The sequence below is a fragment of the Streptomyces sp. NPDC051104 genome (assembly GCF_040682835.1).
In the GTDB taxonomy this organism is placed as follows: domain Bacteria; phylum Actinomycetota; class Actinomycetes; order Streptomycetales; family Streptomycetaceae; genus Streptomyces; species Streptomyces cynarae.
Genome location: NZ_JBFBBS010000009.1, coordinates 183,716 through 206,966, shown reverse-complemented (window position 1 = coordinate 206,966; position 23,251 = coordinate 183,716). Strand labels below are relative to the sequence as shown.

General features: G+C 71.5%; 20 protein-coding genes and 1 pseudogene. 7 read left to right on the top strand and 14 right to left on the bottom strand.

The features are described from left to right. The first annotated feature begins 65 nt into the window (after positions 1 to 65). The gene (gene dxs / locus AB0N14_RS16600; RefSeq protein ID WP_366026358.1) at positions 66 to 2,003 is read left to right on the top strand and encodes a 1-deoxy-D-xylulose-5-phosphate synthase; all 1,938 of its coding nucleotides are present in this window, start codon (positions 66 to 68) and stop codon (positions 2,001 to 2,003) included. Between the two features lie 148 nt (positions 2,004 to 2,151). Next, positions 2,152 to 3,675, top strand: a complete 1,524-nt coding sequence (locus tag AB0N14_RS16595) for an amino acid permease (protein WP_366026357.1) — start codon at positions 2,152 to 2,154, stop codon at positions 3,673 to 3,675. 22 nt (positions 3,676 to 3,697) lie between these two features. Here the strand turns inward: AB0N14_RS16595 and AB0N14_RS16590 are convergent, their stop codons facing one another. The 6 genes from AB0N14_RS16590 to AB0N14_RS16565 form a co-directional block, all read right to left on the bottom strand. Beyond that, positions 3,698 to 4,069 (bottom strand): NTP pyrophosphohydrolase, encoded by a 372-nt coding sequence (locus AB0N14_RS16590; protein ID WP_366026356.1) that lies wholly within the window; start codon positions 4,067 to 4,069, stop codon positions 3,698 to 3,700. Between the two features lie 199 nt (positions 4,070 to 4,268). Next, positions 4,269 to 6,398: a 3-hydroxyacyl-CoA dehydrogenase NAD-binding domain-containing protein gene (locus AB0N14_RS16585; RefSeq protein WP_366026355.1), complete on the bottom strand. Its 2,130-nt coding sequence runs from the start codon at positions 6,396 to 6,398 to the stop codon at positions 4,269 to 4,271. Further along, positions 6,395 to 7,615: an acetyl-CoA C-acyltransferase gene (locus AB0N14_RS16580; protein WP_366026354.1), complete on the bottom strand. Its 1,221-nt coding sequence runs from the start codon at positions 7,613 to 7,615 to the stop codon at positions 6,395 to 6,397. Before AB0N14_RS16580 ends, AB0N14_RS16585 begins: the two co-directional genes overlap by 4 nt. 391 nt (positions 7,616 to 8,006) lie before the next feature. After that, positions 8,007 to 8,144, bottom strand: coding sequence for a hypothetical protein (locus AB0N14_RS16575; RefSeq protein ID WP_366026353.1), 138 nt, complete (start codon positions 8,142 to 8,144; stop codon positions 8,007 to 8,009). 41 nt (positions 8,145 to 8,185) lie between these two features. Further along, the gene (locus AB0N14_RS16570) at positions 8,186 to 8,920 is read right to left on the bottom strand and encodes a recombinase family protein (RefSeq protein ID WP_366026352.1); all 735 of its coding nucleotides are present in this window, start codon (positions 8,918 to 8,920) and stop codon (positions 8,186 to 8,188) included. Positions 8,921 to 9,218: 298 nt separating this feature from the next. After that, a complete protein-coding gene (locus AB0N14_RS16565) occupies positions 9,219 to 9,911 on the bottom strand; it encodes a TetR/AcrR family transcriptional regulator C-terminal domain-containing protein (protein WP_366026351.1) in 693 nt (230 codons plus the stop codon). A 53-nt stretch (positions 9,912 to 9,964) separates the two neighbouring features. On the opposite strand from AB0N14_RS16565, the gene AB0N14_RS16560 reads away from it, so the two are divergent. Continuing rightward, entirely contained in the window at positions 9,965 to 11,083 is a 1,119-nt protein-coding gene (locus tag AB0N14_RS16560; RefSeq protein WP_366026350.1) for an NAD(P)/FAD-dependent oxidoreductase, read from the top strand. Positions 11,084 to 11,295: 212 nt separating this feature from the next. Here AB0N14_RS16560 and AB0N14_RS16555 read toward each other — a convergent pair. The 4 genes and pseudogenes from AB0N14_RS16555 to AB0N14_RS16540 form a co-directional block, all read right to left on the bottom strand. Further along, a pseudogene (locus tag AB0N14_RS16555) lies at positions 11,296 to 11,750 on the bottom strand (Tn3 family transposase); the annotation flags it as partial. 257 nt (positions 11,751 to 12,007) lie between these two features. Continuing rightward, positions 12,008 to 13,285: a ribonuclease D gene (locus tag AB0N14_RS16550; protein WP_366026349.1), complete on the bottom strand. Its 1,278-nt coding sequence runs from the start codon at positions 13,283 to 13,285 to the stop codon at positions 12,008 to 12,010. A gap of 272 nt (positions 13,286 to 13,557) precedes the next feature. Next, a complete protein-coding gene (locus AB0N14_RS16545; RefSeq protein WP_043444816.1) occupies positions 13,558 to 14,220 on the bottom strand; it encodes a response regulator transcription factor in 663 nt (220 codons plus the stop codon). Between the two features lie 283 nt (positions 14,221 to 14,503). After that, positions 14,504 to 15,169, bottom strand: a complete 666-nt coding sequence (locus AB0N14_RS16540; protein ID WP_366026348.1) for a DUF3000 domain-containing protein — start codon at positions 15,167 to 15,169, stop codon at positions 14,504 to 14,506. 234 nt (positions 15,170 to 15,403) lie between these two features. On the opposite strand from AB0N14_RS16540, the gene hemE reads away from it, so the two are divergent. Next, positions 15,404 to 16,471 carry a uroporphyrinogen decarboxylase gene (gene hemE, locus AB0N14_RS16535; RefSeq protein WP_366026347.1) on the top strand — a complete coding sequence of 356 codons (1,068 nt, stop codon included), beginning with the start codon at positions 15,404 to 15,406 and terminating at the stop codon, positions 16,469 to 16,471. 69 nt (positions 16,472 to 16,540) lie between these two features. On the opposite strand, the gene AB0N14_RS16530 is transcribed toward hemE, so the two are convergent. Continuing rightward, positions 16,541 to 16,834 (bottom strand): hypothetical protein, encoded by a 294-nt coding sequence (locus AB0N14_RS16530; protein ID WP_366026346.1) that lies wholly within the window; start codon positions 16,832 to 16,834, stop codon positions 16,541 to 16,543. Between the two features lie 299 nt (positions 16,835 to 17,133). Continuing rightward, positions 17,134 to 17,952, bottom strand: coding sequence for a rhomboid family intramembrane serine protease (locus AB0N14_RS16525; protein WP_366026345.1), 819 nt, complete (start codon positions 17,950 to 17,952; stop codon positions 17,134 to 17,136). A 124-nt stretch (positions 17,953 to 18,076) separates the two neighbouring features. Here AB0N14_RS16525 and AB0N14_RS16520 point away from each other — a divergent pair, with 124 nt between their 5' ends. Continuing rightward, the gene (locus AB0N14_RS16520) at positions 18,077 to 18,418 is read left to right on the top strand and encodes a hypothetical protein (protein WP_366026344.1); all 342 of its coding nucleotides are present in this window, start codon (positions 18,077 to 18,079) and stop codon (positions 18,416 to 18,418) included. Between the two features lie 51 nt (positions 18,419 to 18,469). On the opposite strand, the gene AB0N14_RS16515 is transcribed toward AB0N14_RS16520, so the two are convergent. Beyond that, positions 18,470 to 19,870: an FAD-dependent oxidoreductase gene (locus tag AB0N14_RS16515; protein ID WP_366026343.1), complete on the bottom strand. Its 1,401-nt coding sequence runs from the start codon at positions 19,868 to 19,870 to the stop codon at positions 18,470 to 18,472. Positions 19,871 to 19,897: 27 nt separating this feature from the next. After that, the gene (locus tag AB0N14_RS16510) at positions 19,898 to 20,860 is read right to left on the bottom strand and encodes a DUF4349 domain-containing protein (RefSeq protein WP_366026342.1); all 963 of its coding nucleotides are present in this window, start codon (positions 20,858 to 20,860) and stop codon (positions 19,898 to 19,900) included. Positions 20,861 to 21,018: 158 nt separating this feature from the next. On the opposite strand from AB0N14_RS16510, the gene hemG reads away from it, so the two are divergent. Together hemG and hemQ are read left to right on the top strand one after the other, a co-directional pair. Beyond that, complete coding sequence (gene hemG, locus AB0N14_RS16505; RefSeq protein WP_366026341.1) at positions 21,019 to 22,476, top strand: protoporphyrinogen oxidase; 1,458 nt, start codon at positions 21,019 to 21,021, stop codon at positions 22,474 to 22,476. Positions 22,477 to 22,480: 4 nt separating this feature from the next. Beyond that, positions 22,481 to 23,212, top strand: a complete 732-nt coding sequence (hemQ, locus tag AB0N14_RS16500; RefSeq protein WP_366026340.1) for a hydrogen peroxide-dependent heme synthase — start codon at positions 22,481 to 22,483, stop codon at positions 23,210 to 23,212. Positions 23,213 to 23,251: the final 39 nt, after the last annotated feature.

The following is a 23,251-nucleotide window of genomic DNA, read 5'->3' as shown; positions in this document are numbered from 1 at the left end:
GGCGGAACATTAGACTCGACAGGCCCGGCGAATGCTCGACACAGCTCTACTGCAAGGAGGCACGGGTGCCGCTGCTGACCCGCATCAGGGGACCGCGCGATCTGGACCGGCTCAGCCTGGAGGAGCTGGACCAGCTGGCAGAGGAGATCCGGACCTTCCTCGTCGACGCCGTCTCCAAGACCGGCGGCCACCTCGGTCCGAACCTCGGTGTGGTCGAGCTCACCATCGCCCTGCACCGCGTCTTCCACTCCCCGAAGGACAAGGTGCTGTGGGACACCGGCCACCAGGCCTACGTCCACAAGCTGGTCACCGGCCGTCAGGACTTCTCCAAGCTGCGCAGCAAGGGGGGTCTGTCCGGCTACCCCTCGCGCGCCGAGTCCGACCACGACGTCATCGAGAACTCGCACGCCTCCACCGTCCTGGGCTGGGCCGACGGTCTGGCCAAGGCCAACCAGCTGCTCAAGCGCGACAGCCACGTCGTGGCCGTCATCGGTGACGGCGCCCTCACCGGCGGCATGGCCTGGGAGGCGCTGAACAACATCGCCGACGCCAAGGACCGCCCGCTCGTCATCGTCGTCAACGACAACGAGCGCTCCTACGCGCCCACGATCGGCGGCCTCGCCAACCACCTGGCCACCCTGCGCACCACCGACGGCTACGAGAAGTTCCTGGCCCGCACCAAGGAGGTCCTCGAGCGCACGCCCGTCGTCGGCAAGCCGCTCTACGAGACCCTGCACGGGGCCAAGAAGGGCCTGAAGGACTTCATCGCCCCGCAGGGCATGTTCGAGGACCTGGGCCTGAAGTACGTCGGCCCGATCAACGGGCACGACATCGAGGCCCTGGAGTCCGCCCTGGCCCGCGCCAAGCGGTTCGGCGGCCCGGTCATCGTGCACTGCCTCACCGAGAAGGGCCGCGGCTACAGGCCCGCCGAGCAGGACGAGGCCGACCGCTTCCACGGCATCGGCCCCATCCACCCCGACACCGGTCTGCCCATCAAGGCCGCTGCCGCCAGCTGGACCTCCGTCTTCGGCGACGAGATGGTCAGGCTCGGCCGGGAGCGCGACGACATCGTCGCCATCACGGCCGCGATGCTCCAGCCGGTGGGCCTGAAGAAGTTCGCGGACGCCTTCCCGAACCGGATCTACGACGTCGGCATCGCCGAGCAGCACGGCGCGGTCTCCGCGGCCGGCCTCGCCACCGGCGGTCTGCACCCCGTCTTCGCGGTGTACGCGACCTTCCTCAACCGCGCCTTCGACCAAGTGCTCATGGACGTCGCCCTGCACAAGTGCGGTGTGACGTTCGTGCTCGACCGGGCGGGCATCACGGGCGACGACGGCGCCTCCCACAACGGCATGTGGGACATGTCGATGCTCCAGGTGGTGCCGGGCCTGAGGATCGCCGCCCCTCGCGACGCCGAGCAGCTGCGGGCCCAGCTGCGCGAGGCCGTCGACGTGGACGACGCGCCGACCGTGCTGCGCTACTCCAAGGGCGTCGTCGGCCCGGCCGTCCCCGCCGTCGGCAAGGTCGGCGGCATGGACGTGCTGCGCAAGGCAGAGGCCCCCGTGCCGGACGTCCTGCTGGTTTCCGTCGGCGCGCTCGCTCCCATGTGCCTGGAGATCGCCGACCTCCTCGACAAGCAGGGCATCTCCACCACCGTCGTCGACCCCCGCTGGGTCAAGCCCGTCGACGAGGCGCTCGCCCCGCTCGCCGAGCGGCACCGTGTGGTCGTCACCGTCGAGGACAACTCCCGCGTCGGTGGTGTGGGTTCGGCGATCGCGCAGGCGCTGCGCGACGCGGGTGTGGACGTGCCGCTGCGTGACTTCGGCGTCCCGCCGCGCTTCCTCGACCACGCCTCCCGCAAGGAGGTCCTCGCGGAGATCGGCCTGACCGCGCCGGACGTCGCCCGCCAGGTCACCGGGCTGGTCTCCAAGCTCGACGGCAGCCGCTACGACCGTGCGGGCGCCACGCAGGGCGTGGACTCGGTGGAGCCCGCCCGCGACTGAGACGACCCGCCGCACGCGCCCGGGCCGGTTTCTCCATCCTTTACGGTGGCGAAACCGGCCCATCTGCGTGAATCTTGCCGTGCCGGGGCACACGGAGTGCGCCCCCTCTCGATCATGTCGGGGGCGGCGAGCGCGCGGGAGGTACGCCATGAGGAGCACCCTCTTCCGGACGAAGAACGTCGAGCAGTCGATCCAGGACACCGAGGAGCCGGAGCACGCGCTCAGAAAGACCCTGTCCGCCCTCGACCTGACCGTGTTCGGCGTCGGGGTCATCATCGGCACCGGCATCTTCGTGCTCACCGGCAAGGTCGCCAGGCAGAACGCGGGCCCCGCCGTCTCCCTGTCCTTCGTCGTGGCCGGCATCGTCTGCGCGCTCGCCGCGCTCTGCTACGCGGAGTTCGCCTCCACGGTGCCGGTCGCCGGATCCGCGTACACGTTCTCCTACGCCACACTGGGCGAGCTGCCCGCCTGGATCATCGGCTGGGACCTGGTCCTGGAGTTCGCGCTCGGCACGGCGGTGGTCGCCGTCGGCTGGTCCGGGTACTTCCGCTCCCTGATGGACAACGTGGGCTGGCACCTGCCCGCCTATCTCGGCGGGCGGGAGGGGGCGCACGGATTCGGCTTCGACATCCTCGCCGCCGCGCTCGTCCTCCTCCTCACCGCGATCCTCGTCCTCGGGATGAAACTGTCGGCCCGGGTCACCCAGATCGTCGTCGCCGTCAAGGTGACCGTGGTGCTGATCGTGATCATCGGGGGCGCCTTCTTCGTCAACAGCGCCAACTACAAGCCGTTCGTGCCCGAGCCGCAGGCGGTGCCGGCGGGCGGCAGCCTCAAGGCGCCGCTCATCCAGCTGATGGTCGGCTGGGCACCGTCCAACTTCGGCGTGATGGGCATCTTCACCGCCGCGTCCGTCGTCTTCTTCGCCTTCATCGGCTTCGACATCGTGGCGACCACCGCCGAGGAGACCCGCAACCCGCAGCGCGACATGCCGCGCGGCATCCTCGGCTCCCTGCTCATCTGCACCGCGCTGTACGTGGCGGTCGCGATCGTCGTCACCGGCATGGAGCACTACAGCAAACTGTCCGTGGACGCCCCGCTCGCCGACGCGTTCAAGGCCATCGGGCACCCCTGGTTCGCGGGTGTGATCAGCTTCGGTGCCGCCGTGGGCCTGACCACCGTCTGTCTGATCCTGCTGCTCGGCCAGACCCGGGTCTTCTTCGCGATGAGCCGCGACGGGCTGCTGCCACGCTTCTTCTCCCGCGTCCACCCGCGCTTCAAGACCCCGCACCGGCCGACCATCCTGCTCGGCGTGGTCATCGCCGTCGTCGCGGGCTTCACCAGCCTCAGCGAACTGGCCGAACTGGTGAACATCGGCACGCTGTTCGCGTTCATCGTCGTCGCGATCGGCGTGGTCATCCTCCGCCGCACCCGTCCCGACCTGCCACGCGCCTTCCGCACCCCGTTCGTCCCGGTGGTGCCGATCCTGTCGGTGTGCGCCTCGCTGTGGCTGATGCTGAACCTGCCCGCCGAGACCTGGCTGCGGTTCGCGATCTGGCTGGTCCTCGGGTTCGTCGTGTACTTCCTCTACGGCCGTTCGCACAGCCGTGTGGGCCGTGCCGAGGAGTCCGCGGCGGACGGGGTGAGCGGGCCGTCCGGAGGCGGCACGCGGTGACCGCGGTGTTCCGCGCGGGGATTCAGCGCACCGTACGCGGGCCCGTCACCTCCGCGCCGAGATCCGTCACCCGTCGCCGTAGCTCCCGGTCCGCCGTGACGACCAGGACCGGGCGGTCCCCGGCCTCGGCGACCAGTTCGACGATACGGTCGTCCCCGCTGCCGGGGGCCGCGTCCACCCGGATGCCGGGCACGGCCTCCACGCCGCGCGCCGCACCCTCCACGACCAGCACCACCTCCAGCGGCCCGGGAAAGCCGGGCAGCCCGTCGGCGGCGAACGGCACGAGACGGTCCCGCAGCCGGTCGGCGGCGCCCCGCCGGTCCCGCCACCAGCCGTCGGGCACCGACCCGACGACGTTCGCGCCATCGACGATCACCAGGAGCGGGACACTCATGCCTCCAGCGTCCCACGTCCGGCCCGCGCCAGGGACGCCTCATTGATATCGGGGGAGTGCCAACGGTCCCCGTTGAACGGCTCCTGGCTGCCGGGCGCCGGGACGGCGGCTCCGACCGGCCCCGACGCCACCGGCCTTGCGCACACAACGAGAAAGGGCCTCCGCCTTGCGCGGAGGCCCTTTCACCGTGCTGCGGCCGTTACGCCGGAACCGACGCCACGCCCGGCTCGAGGAACGTCTTGCCGTTCACCCGCTCCGCGACGCCCTCGCGGTCCAGGTACGGCGTGATGCCGCCCAGGTGGAAGGGCCAGCCGGCGCCCGTGATCAGGCACAGGTCGATGTCCTGGGCCTCGGCGACGACGCCCTCGTCCAGCATCAGGCCGATCTCCTGCGCCACCGCGTCCAGGACGCGGGCGCGGACCTGCTCCTCCGTCAGGACCGTGTCGCCCTGCTTCAGCAGCGCGGCGACCTCCGGGTCCAGCTCGGGCTTGCCGCTGTCGTAGACGTAGAAGCCGCGCTTGCCCGCCTCGACGACCGCCTTGAGGTTCGGGGAGACCGTGAAGCGGTCCGGGAACGCCTTGTTCAGGGTCTCGGAGACGTGCAGGCCGATCGCCGGGCCGACCAGCTCCAGCAGGACCAGCGGGGACATCGGCAGACCCAGCGGCTCCACCGCCTTCTCCGCAACCTCGACCGGGGTGCCCTCGTCGATGACGTTCTGGATCTCGCCCATGAAGCGGGTCAGGATGCGGTTCACGACGAACGCCGGGGCGTCCTTGACCAGAACCGCCGTCTTCTTCAGCTTCTTGGCCACCGCGAAGGCGGTCGCCAGCGAGGCGTCGTCCGTCTTCTCGCCGCGGACGATCTCCAGCAGCGGCAGCACCGCCACCGGGTTGAAGAAGTGGAAGCCGACGACCCGCTCCGGGTGCTTCAGCTTCGACGCCATCTCCGACACGGAGAGGGAGGAGGTGTTGGTCGCCAGGATCGCGTGCTCGGGCGCGACCGCCTCGACCTCAGCGAACACCTGCTGCTTGACGCCCATCTCCTCGAACACGGCCTCGATGACGAAGTCGGCGTCCGAGAAGCCCTCGGCCTTGTCCAGGACGCCGGAGACCAGCGCCTTGAGGCGGTTGGCCTTGTCCTGGTTGATCCGGCCCTTGCCGAGCAGCTTGTCGATCTCAGCGTGGACGTAGCCCACGCCCTTGTCGATGCGCTCCTGGTCGATGTCCGTGAGGACGACCGGGACCTCGAGGCGGCGCAGGAAGAGCAGGGCGAGCTGCGACGCCATCAGACCGGCGCCGACGACACCGACCTTGGTGACCGGGCGCGCCAGGCTCTTGTCGGGGGCGCCCGCCGGGCGCTTGCCGCGCTTCTGGACGAGGTTGAACGCGTAGATGCCGGCGCGCAGTTCGCCGCCCATGATCAGGTCCGCGAGGGCCTGGTCCTCGGCGTCGTAGCCCTGCTGCAGGTCGCCGTTCTTCGCGGCGGCGATGATGTCGAGGGTGCGGTAGGCGGCCGGGGCCGCGCCGTGCACCTTGCCGTCCGCGATGAAGCGGCCCTTGGCGACGGCCTGGTCCCAGGCCTCGCCGCGATCGATGACCGGGCGCTCGATGACGATCTCGCCCTTGAGGACGGCCGCCGTCCAGATCAGCGACTGCTCCAGGAAGTCGGCGCCCTCGAAGACGGCGTCGGCGATCCCGAGCTCGTAGACCTGCTTGCCCTTGAGCTGCTTGTTCTGGTTGAGGCTGTTCTCGATGATGACCGAGACGGCCTTGTCGGCGCCGATCAGGTTCGGCAGCAGCGTGCAGCCGCCCCAGCCGGGGACGAGGCCCAGGAAGACCTCGGGGAGGGAGAACGCCGGGAGGGCCGCGGACACCGTGCGGTAGGTGCAGTGCAGGCCGACCTCGACGCCGCCGCCCATCGCCGCGCCGTTGTAGTAGGCGAACGTCGGGACGGCCAGCTTGGACAGGCGCTTGAAGACCTCGTGGCCGCCCTTGCCGATGGCCAGCGCGTCCTCGTGCCGCTTCAGCAGCTCGACACCCTTGAGGTCGGCGCCGACCGCGAAGATGAACGGCTTGCCGGTGATGCCGACGCCGACGATCTCGCCGTCCGCGGCCTCCTTCTCGACCTGGTCGATCGCGGTGTTGAGGTTCGCGAGCGAGGCCGGGCCGAAGGTGGTCGGCTTGGTGTGGTCGTGACCGTTGTCGAGGGTGATCAGGGCGAACCGGCCCACACCGAACGGCAGGTCGAAGTGGCGCACGTGCGCCTGCGTGACGACCTCGTCCGGGAACAGCTCGGCCGCGCCCTTCAACAGCTCAGCGGTGGTGCTCACTTGTCGCCTCCGTCGAAGTGCGGGTTCTCCCAGATGACCGTCGCGCCCATGCCGAAGCCGACGCACATGGTGGTGAGGCCGTAGCGGACCTGCGGCTGCTCCTCGAACTGGCGGGCGAGCTGCGTCATCAGCCGGACGCCGGAGGAGGCCAGCGGGTGGCCGAAGGCGATGGCGCCGCCGTACTGGTTGACGCGCTCGTCGTCGTCCGCGATGCCGTAGTGGTCGAGGAAGGCCAGGACCTGGACGGCGAAGGCCTCGTTGATCTCGAACAGGCCGATGTCGGAGACGGACAGGCCCGCCTTGGCGAGGGCCTTCTCCGTGGCCGGGATCGGGCCGTAGCCCATGACCTCCGGCTCGACGCCCGCGAAGGCGTACGAGACCAGACGCATCTTGACCGGCAGGCCGTTCTCGCGGGCGAAGTCCTCGCTCGCGATGATCGAGGCGGTGGCACCGTCGTTCAGACCGGCCGCGTTGCCCGCGGTGACCCGGCCGTGGACGCGGAACGGCGTCTTCAGGCCCGCCAGGTTCTCCAGCGTGGTGCCCGGGCGCATCGGCTCGTCGGCGGTGACCAGGCCCCAGCCGGTCTCGCCGCCCTCGGGGTTCGTGCGGCGCACGGAGATCGGCACCAGGTCCTGCTGGATCTTGCCGTTGGCGTACGCCTTCGCGGCCTTCTCCTGGGAGCGCACGGCGTATTCGTCGGCGCGCAGCTTGGTGATGTGCGGGTAGCGGTCGTGGAGGTTCTCGGCGGTCATGCCCATGAACAGCGCGGACTCGTCGACCAGCTTCTCGCTCACGAACCGCGGGTTCGGGTCGACGCCCTCGCCCATCGGGTGGCGGCCCATGTGCTCGACACCGCCCGCGATGACGGCGTCGTACGCGCCGAACGCGATCGAGCCGGCCGTGGTCGTCACGGCCGTCATCGCACCCGCGCACATACGGTCGATGGAGTAGCCGGGGACCGACTGCGGGAGTCCGGCGAGGATGCCCGCGGTGCGGCCGAGGGTCAGGCCCTGGTCACCGATCTGCGTGGTCGCGGCGATGGCGACCTCGTCGATCTTCTTCGGGTCGAGACCCGGGTTGCGGCGCAGCAGCTCCCGGATCGCCTTCACGACGAGGTCGTCGGCGCGGGTCTCGTGGTAGATGCCCTTCGGGCCCGCCTTGCCGAACGGGGTGCGGACGCCGTCGACGAAGACGACGTCCCTGACGGTACGAGGCACGATGGCTCTCCTCCAGGGTGCGGGATGGCACTGCTGCGACACGCTGAGCGCGCGCTCAGCACCATGCTACTTGTGGGTAACCAAGCTGCCCAGTCCCGCACGCCCAAGCGGTGAAGGTCACACCTTCGGCGGACCGTGGAGCCCCCGCGGGGTCGGCAAGGGCTCGGAACGGGAGGCGGCAGGCCGCATCCCCGCGAAGGGCCATGCCCGCAAGGGGGGCGGGGGCGGGGGGCGCGTCGGCACGCCACCCCGCCGTGGGGCATGCGACCGCGCCGTGGAGGCATGCGACCGCGCCGTGGAGGCATGCGGCTGCGCCGTCGAGGCATGCGGCTGCGCCGTGTCCGGCCTCGGTACATCGGTACAGCGGTTAACGCTGACCCGGTGATCATGGTCAGGCCGGGGCTCCGAGGCCGGTGACGCGGTTCTCGTACTCGCGCCGGGCCTTGCGCTGGGCCGGGACTGCAGGGACGCCCCGGCCGCCGTCGAGCGGCTGGCAGCGGGCAACGAGTTGCCGGTGGAGCGCTGGCACGGCCGTGACACGAAGGGTGTAGCCCTGACCGCGCCGTACGGTTACCCCTTGGTCGAGCGCGGCCCGCTCGACGGGCTCCAGGTCGGCCGCGCGGAGGAAGTCCGCGACCTTGCCCGGCATATCGAGGGTGACCGGCAGCTCCGGGGCGGGGGCATCCTCCTGCTCAATGGCGGTGTGGTCGGGCAGGAGTCGGCGACGGCCGTGCGGATCGCGCCGCGGCTGACACCGTGTTCGCGGGCGAGGGCGGCGATCGAGCGGCCCTCCAGGTTCGCGGTGCGGACGGTGTCGGTCTTCGCGGCCACCACGGCGGGGCGGCGCCCACCTTTGCTGCCCTTGGCCTTGGCGGCGCGCAGTCCGTCGTAGGTCAGCTCGCGCTGGAGTTCGCCGGCGGCGGCGAGGGTCTGCACCATGAACTTCACGGTGGACAGCAGCTCGCCGGTGCGCGGGTGGCGGGCGGTGAGGTCCATCGCGGAGAACGCGCCGTCGTGGATGCGCAGCGCCACCTGGTCGTGGTGGAGGACGTCGAGCACGTCGAGGATGTGGCCGGTGCCGCGTACGCCGCGGAACATCTCGGAGATGTGGACGGTGTCGCCCGGCCGCGCGTACGTGAGCAGTTCGCGGAACTTCGGACGCTGCAGGGGGTGGAGGCGACTGGAGGTGCCCGGGTCCTCCTCGAAGACGACCGGGTCCTCGATCCCGGCCTCGTCCAGGACGAGGTTCTGCCGGGCGGTCGACTGCTGGTCGGTCGAAACCCGCTTGTAGACCAGGTTCGCCACCCAGGGACCCTTTCCGTACGGAGGATCGGACCCTATCTGTCGTCAGACCCTGTCAGCAATCACCATCGGATCTGATTGGATTCGAGCCGCTGCGAACCCCCGGATTGCGTGGGTTCATTGGACGCGTCGACTGCCTGTCGTCAAACGATCGTTTGCTGACACCGAGTGCCGTCATCCCGTGTCAGGCGCAGTGACAACGCCTTGAGTGGTGCTGCCCAGAGCATGGGTGGCGGCGGCGAGCCCGTGCGGCCCGTGGACGCCGACCCCGGCCTCGCTCACATTCGGCAGGAGTTGAGCGTCACGCCGACGGCCGGGTGAGCTTGGCGGCCACGGCGTCGAGGACCCAGTCCAGGCCGGTCGCGAAGGATGTTTCGGCGTCCACGTCCGTGCCGTCATAGACGGCCTTGGCCAGTGCCGGGAAGCGGCCCGTGGCCAGCATTCTTGTCACATGCGGACCGTGGGCGCGCTGCCAGTCGTGCTTGGACAGGCCCGTGGCGCGCTCGGCCCGCAGGTTCGTGATCTCGCGCCTGATCGCGCCGGTGAAGTAGGCGCTGACCGTCTCCACGGCTCGCATGACGGTGTCAATGTCGGTGAGGCCGTCGAGGGCGGCCAGCGTGGCCTCGGTCACGGCGAGGCCGTTCGGGCCCAGGGCCGGGCGGCGGCCGAGCAGGTCGGCCAGCCATTCGTGGCGGAGAGCTGCCTGCCTGGTGCGGTGGGCGAGGATGCGCAGCGCCTCCCGCCAGTCACCGGGCTGCTCCTCGGGAAGAATCTCGGCGTAGACCTCGTCCACCATGAGGTCGAACAGCTCCTCCTTGCTGGAGATGTATCCGTACAGCCGCATGGGGCCGGCATTCAGCCGACCGGCGACCTTGCGCAACGACACCGCCTCCAACCCACCTTCGTCGGCCAGCGCGATGGCGGCGGCCACGATCCGCTCCCGGTCGAGCGGCACGGGGCGAGTCGGCGGCTCCGGTCGGTCCCACACAGTCATGGGGGCATCGTACTGTTGCGATGCATCGTAGCGAGTCCATACAGTGTATCGGCATGAGACAACGCATCGCAGTGGTCGGGGGCGGTCCTGGCGGCCTTACCTTCGCCCGTGTCCTGCACCGCCATGGCCACCCCGTCGCCGTCCTCGAACGCGATCCCGCTCCCGATGCCCGCCCCCCGGGCGGCACGCTGGACCTGCGCGAAGGGCTGGGCCAGCTCGCGCTGGACAAGGCGGGGCTGCTGGCGGAGTTCCAGGCGCTGTCTCGCCCCGAGGGGCAGGCCATGCGCATCCTGGACACGGACGGGACCGTCCTGCGCGACTGGCGACCACATCCAGATGACCGGGCCAATCCCGAGATCGACCGCGGGCAACTCCGTGACCTGCTGCTCGGCCCTCTCGACGTCCAGTGGGGCCGCAGTGTCATGCAGGTGGCGCCCGGGACTCGGGATGGCGTACTGGTCCATTTCGCGGACGGGCGACAGGAGACGTTCGACCTCGTAGTCGGCGCGGACGGCGCTTGGTCCCGGACCCGCTCGGCAGTCTCGTCGGTGACACCGCACTACACCGGCGTCACCACGGTCGAGACCTCCCTGGACGACGTCGACACCCGCTACCCTGACCTCGCCCGGTTGATCGGCGACGGTTCCGTGGCTGTGTACGGCGTGAACCGATCTCTCGTCGCCCGGCGCAACAGCGGCGGCCACGTCAAGGTGTACGCCCAGTTCCGCGCGCCGCTGGACTGGCACACGAACCTGGACCTAGCCGACGTCGAGGCCATGCGATCGGGGCTGCTGGCTCTGTTCGACAGCTGGGCCGCTCCCGTCCTCGACCTCCTCCGCCACGGCCCCGCTTTCGTCCACCGCCCCCTCTATGTCCTGCCCGTTTCCCACACCTGGACCCACGTCTCCGGGGTGACGCTCCTGGGCGACGCCGCCCATCTGATGCCCCCGCTGGGGGCGGGCGCGAATCTCGCGATGCTGGAGGGCGCCGAGCTCGCCGAGTCCATCGCCACCGGTCATGGAGATCTGGACGAGGCCGTCCGCGCCTTCGAGGAACAGATGTGGGCACGGGCCGGCAGGTGGGCGAAGATCACGACGGCCGGTCTGGAACGCCTGGTGAGCCCAGACCCCGTCGAAGCCCTCGCCCTCTTCGACCAAGTCCAGCCGTCCTGACTGCCAAAAGCGCGAGAGCACCAGCAGCTCGCCACGGCTTCACAGGACAGTGCGGCACCGCCGTAGTCCCTTCCGGCAAAACCGCCGTTACTGTAGGCGAACGCAAGGACGCCTGCACCGAATTCAGCCCTCAGTCCGCTACCGAGATCCGGTCCGATCCTCCTCGCGGGCCGGACATCATCGCGCTGCAGCCGGAGGGAGGAGGGCGCACTTCAGTCCGCGTCGTCCTCGTCCTCGTCGAGCTCGGGCGTATCCGGGTCGCGCAGAGGGCGCAGGGCGCCAGCGGCCGGGACGCTGGCGCTGAAGCTGTAGCGCCCGAGCAGGTTCAGGTTGCGGAGCTTGAGCGGGGAGAGCCGGGCGATGTCCTCCTCCCGGATCTCGTGGCCCTCGGCGCGAAGTTGGGCGACGGCCGCGTCGATGTACCGGGTCGTCCAAAGCACGATGGCATTGAGGACCAAGCCGAGTGCACCGAGTTGGTCTTCCATCCCGTCCCGGTACGCCTGGTGGATGGTGCGCGCTTGCCGTGGCACACGTCCCGGGCGAGCTTGTGGCGGGATTCCTGCTCGGTGAGCTGCCGGTTCATCTGCCGCCGGTAGGTGTCGTCAACCGGGTCGACCACGCGCAGCAGGTGCTCGGTCTTGGCGATCCGCCCGTACTCCGCGGCGCCTCATCATCAGCTGCGCAGTGTCGCCATGCGGCTCCCCTGTGTCAGCATGCGTGATGCGGGCGTCGACATGGGACCCCGCGTGTCCACATGCGGCTGCGCGGCATGACACGGGACGCCGCCGTGTCAACATGCGGCTGCGCCGCGTCGGCACCGGCTGGGGGGTCGCCATGCGGCTCCGCCGCGCGGGCGCCCCCCACCGAAGACGCCCCCCACCGAAGACGCCCCCCACCCGCCGTACGACAAAGCCGCTACGGCGACTAGGCGCCCGTCACGGACAGCGCCTTCACCAGCACCGGGGTGACCTGCTCAACTTGCCAAGCCCTCGCCCCGCACCCGGCCAGCGCGGAGGCCACGGACTCCGCGTCCACCGGCTTCGGCGGCTCCCAGCACAGGCGCCGCACGGTGTCCGGGGAGATCAGATTCTCCTGGGGCATGGTGAGCTGCTCGGCCAAGGCCGACACCGCGGCCCGCGCAGCGGACAGCCGGGCGGCCGCCACCGGATCCTTGTCGGCCCAGGCCCGCGGCGGCGGCGGACCCGTCACCGGCTGCCCCGGATGCGGCAGCTCCGCCTCCGGCAGCGCCTTGGCGCGATCGATCGCGGCCTGCCACTGCTCCAGCTGCCGCCGCCCCATGCGGTGCCCGAAGCCGTTCAGCGCGGCCAGGGCATGCGCGTTCGGCGGCAGGGCGAGGGCCGCCTCGACGATCGCGGCGTCCCCGAGCACCTTGCCCGGCGAGACGTCCCGGCGCTGCGCGATCCGGTCCCGGGTCTGCCACAGCTCCCGGACGGCCGCCATCTGCCGGCGGCGGCGCACCTTGTGCATTCCGGACGTACGGCGCCAGGGGTCCTTGCGCGGCTCGGGCGGCGGCGCGGAGGCGATCGCGTCGAACTCCTGACGGGCCCACTCCAGCTTCCCCTGCCGCTCGAGTTCCTTCTCCAGGGCGTCCCGCAGGTCCACGAGCAGTTCGACGTCGAGGGCGGCATAGCGCAGCCAGGGCTCGGGCAGGGGCCGCGTCGACCAGTCGACGGCGGAGTGGCCCTTCTCCAGGATGAAGCTGAGGACGCTCTCCACCATGGCGCCGAGTCCCACCCGCGGGAACCCGGCGAGGCGTCCGGCCAGCTCGGTGTCGAACAGGCGGGTGGGCACCATGCCTATCTCGCGCAGGCAGGGCAGGTCCTGGGTGGCGGCGTGCAGTACCCACTCGGCGTCGGAGATCGCCTCGCCCAGGGCCGACAGGTCAGGGCAGGTCACCGGGTCGATCAGCGCGGTGCCGGCGCCCTCGCGGCGCAGCTGCACGAGGTAGGCGCGCTGGCCGTACCGGTAGCCGGACGCGCGCTCGGCATCGACCGCGACGGGGCCGGTGCCGGCGGCGAAGGCGGCGATCACCTCGGCGAGGGAGGCCTCGTCGACGATCACGGGCGGAATGCCGTCTCGCGGCTCGAGCAACGGGATCGGCGCCGTTTCGACGTCGTCCGGAGGGGCGCCTCCGGTGGTTCGCAGTGGGCTGTCTGCTGCGGTCTCTTGGGCGTCGGTCACCTGTCAAGGGTATCTGTGTGTCGACTACGCCCGTCGACGGAACGTTCCGTCGACGGGCGATGGGGGGTCGTAAATCAGTCATGTGTCATATGGGTCGTTCGTGTCCGCACGACGGCGCGGTGCCGGTTGTGCGGCGCGGGACGGCGGGTGTCCCGGGCGCGCCTCCAGTTCCCAGGACGCGGCTCGGCGGCGGCTCGGTGCGGACGCGGACCGGGGGGCGGAGGAGGGGTGGGAAGTCAGGGAGTCAGGGGGCTGGTGGTCAGGGGGAGGGGTCAGTGGATGATGCCGGTCCGCAGGGCCACCGCCACCATCCCGGCACGGTCGCCGGTGCCGAGCTTGCGGGCGATGCGGGCCAGGTGGCTCTTCACGGTGAGTGCGGACAGGCCCATCGAGACGCCGATCGCCTTGTTCGACTGCCCTTCAGCGACCAGACGCAGCACCTCCACCTCGCGGCCGGACAGCTCGCGGTAGCCGCCCGGGTGGCTCGGGGCACCCGGGGGGCGGCGGTGCAGGCGCGCGGCGGCGGCGCCGATGGGGGCGGCACCGGGCCGGGTGGGGAGCCCGATGTTGGTGCGGGTGCCGGTGACGACATAGCCCTTGACTCCGCCCGCGAGGGCGTTGCGGACCGCGCCGATGTCGTCGGCGGCGGACAGGGCCAGACCGTTGGGCCAGCCCGCGGCCCGGGTCTCCGACAGGAGGGTCAGACCGGAGCCGTCGGGGAGGTGGACGTCGGCGACGCAGATGTCGCGCGGGTTGCCGATACGAGGACGGGCCTCTGCGATGGACGACGCCTCGATGACGTCGCGCACTCCGAGCGCCCAGAGATGGCGGGTGACGGTGGAACGAACGCGCGGGTCGGCCACGACGACCATGGCGGTCGGCTTGTTGGGGCGGTAGGCGACCAGGCTTGCGGGCTGCTCGAGGAGAACGGACACCAGGCCTCCTGGATGGGTGCGGGGACGGGGCCGGCTCGGGGAAGCGGCCGGGACGAACCGTGCTTTGAAGGTCACAGTCGTCTTCGGCACCAAACTCGTGCTCCTTTAGAGAATGATCACGATTTGGTGAGTAACAATCCGTGCAATTCGGACGCACGAGCGATCATCTGGGGATCGACTCGGTTCGGTCCATGGTCAATACGAGGCCGAAAGTGGCCGTATCGACAAAGAGATGGCAAGGAAGGTCAAGGCGACATTGACAGCGCCGGTGGGCGCGCCGGGGTCAGCGGGGCTGCGGCCCGCGACGCTGCGGCAGCGTCACCACCGAGGCATCGCCCGGCCCCGCCGGGGGCAGGCCCGCCACCTGGCACAGCAGGTCGCACCAGGAGGCCAGGTGCGCCGCGGTGTCCGGGACGTCTCCGATGCCCTCCCGGGGCGTCCACGAGGCCCGGATCTCGATCTGGGAGGCGGCCGGACGGGTGGCGAGACCGCCGAAGTAGTGCGAGCTCGCGCGCGTAACCGTCCCGCTCGGCTCGCCGTACGCCAGCCCGCGGGCCTGGAGCGCGCCGGTCAGCCAGGACCAGCACACGTCGGGCAGCAGCGGGTCCGCCGCCATCTCCGGCTCCAGTTCCGCGCGCACCAGCGTCACCAGGCGGAAGGTGCCCTGCCAGGCCTCGTGTCCGGCCGGGTCGTGCAGCAGGACGAGGCGCCCGTCGGCGAGGTCCTCCTCGTCGGCGACCACGGCGGCCTCCAGCGCGTACGTGTGGGGGGCGAGCCGCTGCGGCGGGCGCGACGGCTCGATCTCGATCTCCGGCCGCAGGCGTGCGGCCTTCAGGGCGTCGACCGCGGCGCGGAAGGGCAGAGGAGCCGTGTCCATCGCATCGCCCTCCCCCTCCGCGTCGTCCATTCCGCCGTCGCCGTCCGTCAGTCGTTCCTGAGCCGCAGCCATGCGGGGAAGATTAAGGGGAAGAAAGCGCGTCCGCTTGGAGAGACACCCGTTGCCGCCGGGGGTTCGGCTGCCGTGCGCGGGTTGGTCGTGGCTGGTTCCTGTCGTAGGGCGGCCGGTCCTTGGGAATGTGGCGCGCCGACGCGGCTCAGCCGCGCGCGGACACAGCCCCGCGCCCCTCCGAGGGCGCTCCCGCCCCGAGGCCGAATCGCTCCGGTGGCGTGCGAGACTTTTTGCGTGAGTGTCAATGACCGCCCCGCCGCGGGCCAGCCGACAGCGACGTACGACTCCGCCTTTCTCAGGGCGTGCCGACGCGAGCCCGTGCCGCACACGCCGGTGTGGTTCATGCGGCAGGCCGGGCGCTCGCTGCCCGAGTACCGCAAGGTGCGCGAGGGCATCCCCATGCTCGAGTCCTGCATGCGGCCCGAGCTGGTCGCGGAGATCACGCTGCAGCCGGTGCGCCGGCACAACGTGGACGCGGCGATCTACTACAGCGACATCGTCGTACCGCTGAAGGCCATCGGTCTCGACCTCGACATCAAGCCCGGCGTCGGCCCGGTCGTCGAGCAGCCGATCCGCACCCGCGCCGACCTCGCCCGGCTGCGCGACCTGACCCCCGAGGACGTCTCCTACGTCACCGAGGCGATCGGCCTGCTCACCCGCGAGCTGGGCGGCACCCCGCTGATCGGCTTCGCGGGCGCACCGTTCACCCTCGCCAGCTATCTCGTCGAGGGCGGCCCGTCCCGCACGTACGAGAACGCCAAGGCGATGATGTACGGCGACCCGGAGCTGTGGGCCGACCTGCTGGACCGCCTCGCGGACATCACCACCGCCTTCCTGAAGGTGCAGATCGAGGCGGGCGCCTCGGCGGTGCAGCTGTTCGACTCCTGGGCCGGCGCGCTGGCACCCGCCGACTACCGCAGTTCGGCGCTGCCCGCCTCGGCGAAGGTCTTCGAGGCCGTCGCCGGGTACGGCGTCCCGCGCATCCACTTCGGCGTCGGCACCGGCGAGCTGCTGAAGCTCATGGGCGAGGCCGGTGCGGACGTGGTCGGCGTCGACTGGCGGGTCCCGCTGGACGAGGCCGCCCGCCGGGTCGGCCCCGGCAAGGCGCTGCAGGGCAACCTCGACCCGACGGTCCTGTTCGCCACCACCGAGGCCGTCGAGGCCAAGACCCGCGAGGTCCTCGACGCGGCCGCGGACCTGGAGGGCCACGTCTTCAACCTCGGCCACGGGGTCATGCCGACCACCGACCCGGACGCGCTGACCCGGCTCGTGCAGTACGTCCACACGCAGACGGCCCGCTGACCTGGGCGGGCGAACGATCGATGACCCGCGCCGAGGGCGCCGCACAGGGCGGCAGCGGCGCGGGCTCCCTCAGTCGCCGGAGGACTCCTCCCCGGCCCCTTCGGGCTCCTGGAACTCCGGTGCGAGACGGCCGCGGTCGTCCTCGTCCCGCGTGGTGAACGCCTCCGCGGAGGTGTCCTCGTCGGCAGCGTGACGGGCGTCCGCGGTGTCTTCGAACGAGGTCGCACCAGCGGCCTGGTCCTCTTCGGACTCGGTGGTCTCCGTGCGCTCGGGCCAGCCGCGTGCTCCCGCGTCGTCCGTGTCTCCGGCGCCGCTGCGCATGCCCGGGGCCGGGGCGGCGTGCTCCGTCCGCCGGTCGGACATCAGACCTCCTCCAGTCGGACGGGCGGCCGTGACGACCGCGGCTCAATCGGAACCCTCATCGGTTTCCTTCCGTGCGTCGGTGGCCTTGGTCGGGGGGCCACCGGACGTGTCGGGCTTCGACCGCCCCTGCTCCTCGGGGTGGACGTCCGGCTCCCCGGTCTCCCGCTCGAGCGGCGACTGCCGCTTGCGTTCACGTTCGCGTGGGTCGCCCATCATGCCTCCCGATGACATGCCTGTCGGACGTATCGGGTTCCGTGGAGTGCGCGGGCGAAACGCCTCGCGGCGCGGCCCCGCCGTCGTCACCAGGTGTGGCGGGCCTGCCTGCCCCACAGCAGGCCGCGCGGTTCGGGTGGCGGCGGGGTGCCCTTGCGCAGGGGGAGAGCCAGGATCATGCCCGCGATGAAGCCGACCACATGGGCCGCGTAGGCCACGGTCCCGGCCGAGGAGACACCGTTCCCGGACGAGTAGACCGCCTGCAGCACGAACCAGAAGCCGAGCACGATCCACGCGGGCAGCCGCAGCGGCAGGAACAGCAGGAACGGCACGAGGATCCACACCCGCACCCTGGGATAGAGCACCAGGTACGCGCCGAGCACGCCCGCGATGGCGCCCGACGCGCCGATCAGCGGGTCGCTCGAGCTCGCGTTGAGGTACGCGTAGCCGTACCCCGCCGCGTACCCGCACGCGACGTAGAACAGCGCGAAGCGGATGTGTCCCAGGCGGTCCTCGACGTTGTTGCCGAAGATCAGCAGGAAGAGCATGTTGCCGAGCAGATGCAGCCAGCTGCCGTGCAGGAACATCGCGGTGAACACCGACGCCGGCGGCGACTTGTCGTAGCCCGGCGGGGCCACCACACAGCCGGGCCCGTGCGGGCCGACCTGGACCGCGCCCGTGGGCACGAGCCGCGGCAGCTGGTCGTGGATCAACTCGCGCGGCACCGCGGCGTAGTGGTCCAGGAACGCCTGGAGGTGGCAGAACTGGGACAGGTCGCTCTGCCCTGCCACGGAGCCCGCCAGGCCGGGGGTGAACAGGAAGACGGCGACATTGGCCGCGATCAGCGCGTACGTCACATAGGGCGTACGGCGCACCGGGTTCACATCATGGACGGGGATGACCACAAGGAAGTACTGCCCTGGATCGGCCGGGGGAATCGGTGAACGCGGCGGTCCGCGGCTGCGTATGTCTCCTCAACCGCCCGCGGTGCGGGGAAGCGTGTCGCGGGGACGACGTGAGGAACAGGCGATGAACGACCGAGTTACTCCTCCGATACACGCCCTGCCCGACGGCGAGGCCGAGCTCGCGCTGGTGATCCAGCTGCCCTGGGAGGACGTCGCGCGGCTCGGCCAGGAGGCCGCCCGGCTCGCGACCCAGATGCAGCGGCCCGTGACCCTCGACGAGGCGGTCAGCCACCGGCTGCGGTCCTCGCGGGGCGCTGCCGCGCATGCGAAGCCGATGGCTCAGCCACAGCCGCCCCCGGTGGCCTCCAGCGCGTCCGTGTCCTCGTTGCCGTCACGGCCGCCGACCGAGCAGGCCCGGCAGGCGATCGAGCGCATCAACGGGATGGGTCAGCACGAGACGGCTTGACGGGCCCCCATCGCGAAGAGGTCGCGACCTGCGCCCCTACGGGGGCGCGCCTCACCCCGTGTTCTTCCGCACCGCCGCTGCCGCCTTGCGGGCCGCCACCAGGATCGGGTCCCACACCGGTGAGAACGGCGGGGCGTAGCCCAGGTCCAGGGCCGTCACCTCCTCCACCGTCATCCGCGCCGTCAGCGCCACCGCCGCGATGTCCACGCGTTTCGCCGCGCCCTCCCTGCCGACGATCTGGACGCCCAGCAGGCGGCCCGTGCGGCGTTCGGCGAGCATCTTGACCGTCATGAGGGCCGCGTTCGGGTAGTAACCCGCGCGGCTCGTCGACTCGATCGTGACCGTCTCGTACCGCAGCCCGGCCCGCCGCGCGTCCTTCTCGCGCAGCCCGGTGCGGGCGATCTCCAGGTCGCAGACCTTGCTCACGGCCGTGCCGACGACGCCCGGGAACGTGGCGTAGCCGCCGCCCACATTGGTGCCGATGACCTGCCCGTGCTTGTTGGCGTGCGTGCCCAGCGGAATGTGCCGCTCACGGCCGGAGACCAGGTCGAGGACCTCGACGCAGTCGCCGCCGGCCCAGATGTTCTCGTGACCGCGCACCCGCATCGCGAGGTCGGTGAGCAGCCCGCCGTGGTCGCCGAGCGGCAGCCCCGCGTCCCGCGCCGGGGCCGTCTGGGGCTGTACGCCGATCCCGAGGACCACCACGTCCGCCGGGTACTCGGCGTCCTGCGTGCCGACCGCGCGGACCCCGCCGTCGTCATCGGTGAGGATCTTGGTGACCTCGGCGTTGTCCACCATGGTGATGCCGAGGCCCTCCATGGCCCGGTGCACCAGCCGGCCCATGTCCGGGTCGAGCGTGGTCATGGGTTCGCTGCCGCGGTTGACGACGGTGACCTCGTAGCCACGGTTGATCATCGCCTCGGCCATCTCCACGCCGATGTAGCCCGCGCCGACGACCACCGCCCGGCGCCCCTTCGTGGCGGCGAGGGCGTCCAGGAGGGCCTGGCCGTCGTCCAGGGTCTGCACCCCGTGCACCCCGGGCGAGTCGGCGCCGGGCAGGTCGGGGCGGACCGGGCGGGCCCCGGTCGCGATCACCAGCTTGTCGTACGACGTCCACGCCTCGGCCCCGGAGTCGACGTTCCGGGCGCGGACCCGGCCGCCCGCCACGTCGATCTCCGTGACCTCCGTCCGCATGCGCAGGTCGATGCCGCGCGCCCGGTGCTCCTCGGGCGTACGGGCGATCAGCTCGTCCCTGGTGGCGACGTCGCCACCCACCCAGTACGGGATGCCGCACGCCGAGAACGAGGAGAAGTGGCCGCGTTCGAACGCCACGATCTCCAGTTCGTCGGGGCCCTTGAGGCGGCGCGCCTGCGATGCGGCGGACATGCCCGCCGCATCGCCGCCGATGACGACCAGGCGCTCCCGTGGACGGCTCGTACCGCTCATGTTCATGCGAACACGCTACGGGCAGGGGGCATCTCAGTCCCGCTCGCCCCGGTTTTCGTGCTCCGGCGCCGTGCGGGCCACGGGGAGCGGGCCGAGGGCGGTCGCCGCCGGCACCGGGTCCGGGCGGCGCGGCAGCCGGGGGCGTACCACCCGGGTCCAGAGCAGCACCACGACGGCCGCGAGCACCAGGAAGGGGAGGGCGGCGCCGAACGCCAGGGCGATCCACCGCAGGAGCGTGACGAAGACGTGCCAGCCGCCCGCCAGGGCGTCCAGGAAACCGGGCCGGTCGTCCTTCGCCGCCCTCTGAACCGGGGTCTCGGACAGCGAGAGCGTGATGGTGGCCAGGCTGGTGCGGTCCTTCAGGGACGCCTGCCGGGCGAGCAGGGCCTCGAGGTCGGCCTCGCGGGAGCTCAACTCCCCTTCCAGGGCGACCACGTCACTGAGCTTCGTCGCCCGGTCCATCAGCTCCCGCACCCGTGCCACGCTGGCGCGCTGCGACCTGATGCGGCTCTCGACGTCGACGACCTGGTCGGTGACGTCCTCGGCCTTGGCGGTGCGCTCGATGAGCTTTCCCGCGCCCTGGAGCGCGTTGAGGACCTGGTCGTACTTCTCGGTGGGGACGCGCAGCACGAGCCGGGTGCGTTCGTTGCCCTCGGTGTCGCGGGTGGTGCTCTCGTCGCCGACGAACCCGCCCGCGTTCTCGACGGTCGTACGCGCCTCGTCGAGGGCCTTGGGCACGTCCTTGACCTGCACGGTCAGCGAAGCCGTACGGATGATGGCGTTCGCGGTGAGCTTCGGCGTGCTGCCGCGTGCCGTCGAGCCGCCGCCCGTGCCGCTGTCGGCGGCGCCCTGCCGCTGCGCGCCCGAGGCGGCCCCGGCCTTGCTGTCGCTCGACGCGCCGGTGTCGTCGGCGCTGCAGCCCGCGAGCGCGAGCGCGGCGGCGAGCAGCGTCGCGGCCAGTACCCGCACCGGGCGTGGGAAGCGTTGAGTGTGCATGCGGTCGAACCCCCGGAAGTCGTCGTGACGGACGCTTCTTCGACTCCGGGCCCCCGCGGAACGTTGGCCGGATCCGGTCCCGATGCGGTCACGGTCGGGACTCGGCGGGGACACCGGGCGCCCTCCGGGCTGTCAGTGGGGTCTGAGAGGCTGGGGACATGAGCGCAGTGGCGGCCCGCGGGGGCGCGGGGCATGTCGTCGTCATCGGGGGCGGGATCGCGGGTCTGGCCGCCGCCCACCGGCTGCTGGACCGGGGCGCACGGGTCACGGTCCTGGAGGCGTCCGACCGGGTCGGCGGCAAGCTGCTGCCCGGCGGGATCGCGGGCGTGCGGGTCGACCTCGGGGCCGAGTCGATGCTGGCCCGGCGGCCCGAGGCGGTGGCGCTCGCCCGGGAGGTGGGCCTCACGGACCGCCTCCAGCCGCCCGCCACGGCGACCGCCTCGATCTGGACCCGCGGCGCCCTGCGGCCCATGCCGAAGGGGCACGTCATGGGCGTCCCCGGCACGGCTTCCGCGCTGTCCGGCGTCCTGTCCGACGAGGGCCTCGCCCGGATCGAGCGGGACGCGGAGCTGCCGCGCACGGAGATCGGCGACGACGTGGCGGTGGGGGAGTACGTGGCGGCGCGCCTCGGCCGCGAGGTCGTCGACCGCCTGGTGGAGCCGCTCCTCGGCGGGGTGTACGCGGGCGACGCGTACCGCATCTCCCTGCGCTCGGCGGTCCCGCAGCTCTTCGAGGCCGCCAAGGCGCACGACTCGCTGACGGAAGCGGTCCGCGAGATCCAGGCGAAGGCCGCCACGGCGCAGCAGACCGGACCGGTCTTCATGGGGATCGAGGGAGGCGTCGGCCAACTGCCGCTCGCGGTCGCCGAGTCGGTGCGCTCGCGGGGCGGTGAGATCCGGCTGAGGACCGCGGCGGACGGACTGCGCCGCACGTCCGAGGGGTGGGAGGTCGTCGTCGGGGACCGTGCGGAGAGGGCGGACGCGGTGGTGATCGCGGCGCCCGCCGCCGTGGCCGCTCGGCTGCTGGCCGCCGAGTCCCCGGACGCGGCCGCCGAACTGCGCACCGTCGAGTACGCCTCCATGGCCCTGGTCACCCTCGCCTACCGCCGCGCCGAGGTCACCCTCCCCGAGGGCAGCGGCTTCCTCGTGCCGCCCGTCGACGGACGCACGATCAAGGCGTCGACGTTCGCCTCCCGGAAGTGGGGCTGGATCGCCGAGGAGGACCCGGACGTGCTGGTCCTGAGGACGTCCGTGGGGCGGTACGGCGAGACGGAGATCCTGCGCCGCGAGGACGCCGAGCTCGTGGCCGTCTCACGGCACGACCTGCACGAGGCGACCGGCCTGGACGCCGCCCCGATCGAGACGCGCGTCACCCGCTGGACCGACGGCCTGCCCCAGTACCCGGTCGGTCACCACGCGCGCGTGGCCCGCATCCGCGCGCACGTCGCGAAGCTGCCGGCGCTCGCGGTGTGCGGCGCGGTGTACGACGGGGTCGGCATCCCGGCGTGCATCGCGAGCGCGCACGCGGCCGTTGATCAGCTGGGCGGTGACCTGCGCGGTGTCGAGGAGCTCACCGCCAACCCGGTGCAGAGCCTGCACGGCGGAGCGGGAGAATAGGTGCATGAGTGACGACGCCCCCACCACCGAGTCCGGCAGGATCCCGAACAAGGGCAAGCTGGCCAAGGACCTCAACGAGGTCATCCGCTACACGCTGTGGTCCGTCTTCAAGCTGAAGGACGTGCTGCCCGAGGACCGCGCCGGGTACGCCGACGAGGTCCAGGAGCTGTTCGACCAGCTCGCCGCCAAGGACGTGACCATCCGCGGCACGTACGACGTGTCCGGCCTGCGCGCCGACGCCGATCTCATGATCTGGTGGCACGCCGAGACGAGCGACCAGCTCCAGGACGCGTACAACCTCTTCCGCCGCACGAAGCTGGGTCGGGCGCTCGCCCCGGTGTGGTCGAACATGGCGCTGCACCGCCCGGCCGAGTTCAACCGCTCGCACATCCCGGCGTTCCTCGCCGACGAGACGCCGCGCAACTACCTCAGCGTCTACCCGTTCGTGCGTTCCTACGACTGGTATCTGCTGCCGGACGAGGACCGCCGCCGCATGCTCGCGGACCACGGCAAGATGGCCCGCGGCTACCCGGACGTGCGGGCCAACACGGTCGCGTCGTTCTCCCTCGGTGACTACGAGTGGATCCTGGCCTTCGAGGCCGACGAGCTCTACCGGATAGTCGACCTCATGCGCCACTTGCGCGGCTCGGAGGCACGGATGCACGTCCGCGAGGAGGTGCCCTTCTTCACGGGGCGCAGGAAGTCGGTGGCGGAGCTGGTGGCCGGGCTCGCCTGAGCGCACTCCGACGGGCGCGCGGCCGGCCGCGCCCCCGTC

Bases quoted from the DNA above. Each gene is read 5' to 3' on its own strand.
- AB0N14_RS16595 (WP_366026357.1), top strand. From the start codon at position 2,152: ATGAGGAGCACCCTCTTCCGGACGAAGAACGTCGAGCAGTCGATCCAG.
- AB0N14_RS16590 (WP_366026356.1), bottom strand. From the start codon at position 4,069: ATGAGTGTCCCGCTCCTGGTGATCGTCGATGGCGCGAACGTCGTCGGG.
- AB0N14_RS16565 (WP_366026351.1), bottom strand. From the start codon at position 9,911: ATGACTGTGTGGGACCGACCGGAGCCGCCGACTCGCCCCGTGCCGCTC.
- AB0N14_RS16560 (WP_366026350.1), top strand. From the start codon at position 9,965: ATGAGACAACGCATCGCAGTGGTCGGGGGCGGTCCTGGCGGCCTTACC.
- AB0N14_RS16540 (WP_366026348.1), bottom strand. From the start codon at position 15,169: ATGGCTGCGGCTCAGGAACGACTGACGGACGGCGACGGCGGAATGGAC.
- AB0N14_RS16530 (WP_366026346.1), bottom strand. From the start codon at position 16,834: ATGTCCGACCGGCGGACGGAGCACGCCGCCCCGGCCCCGGGCATGCGC.
- AB0N14_RS16520 (WP_366026344.1), top strand. From the start codon at position 18,077: ATGAACGACCGAGTTACTCCTCCGATACACGCCCTGCCCGACGGCGAG.
- AB0N14_RS16515 (WP_366026343.1), bottom strand. From the start codon at position 19,870: ATGAACATGAGCGGTACGAGCCGTCCACGGGAGCGCCTGGTCGTCATC.
- AB0N14_RS16510 (WP_366026342.1), bottom strand. From the start codon at position 20,860: ATGCACACTCAACGCTTCCCACGCCCGGTGCGGGTACTGGCCGCGACG.
- hemG (WP_366026341.1), top strand. From the start codon at position 21,019: ATGAGCGCAGTGGCGGCCCGCGGGGGCGCGGGGCATGTCGTCGTCATC.
- hemQ (WP_366026340.1), top strand. From the start codon at position 22,481: ATGAGTGACGACGCCCCCACCACCGAGTCCGGCAGGATCCCGAACAAG.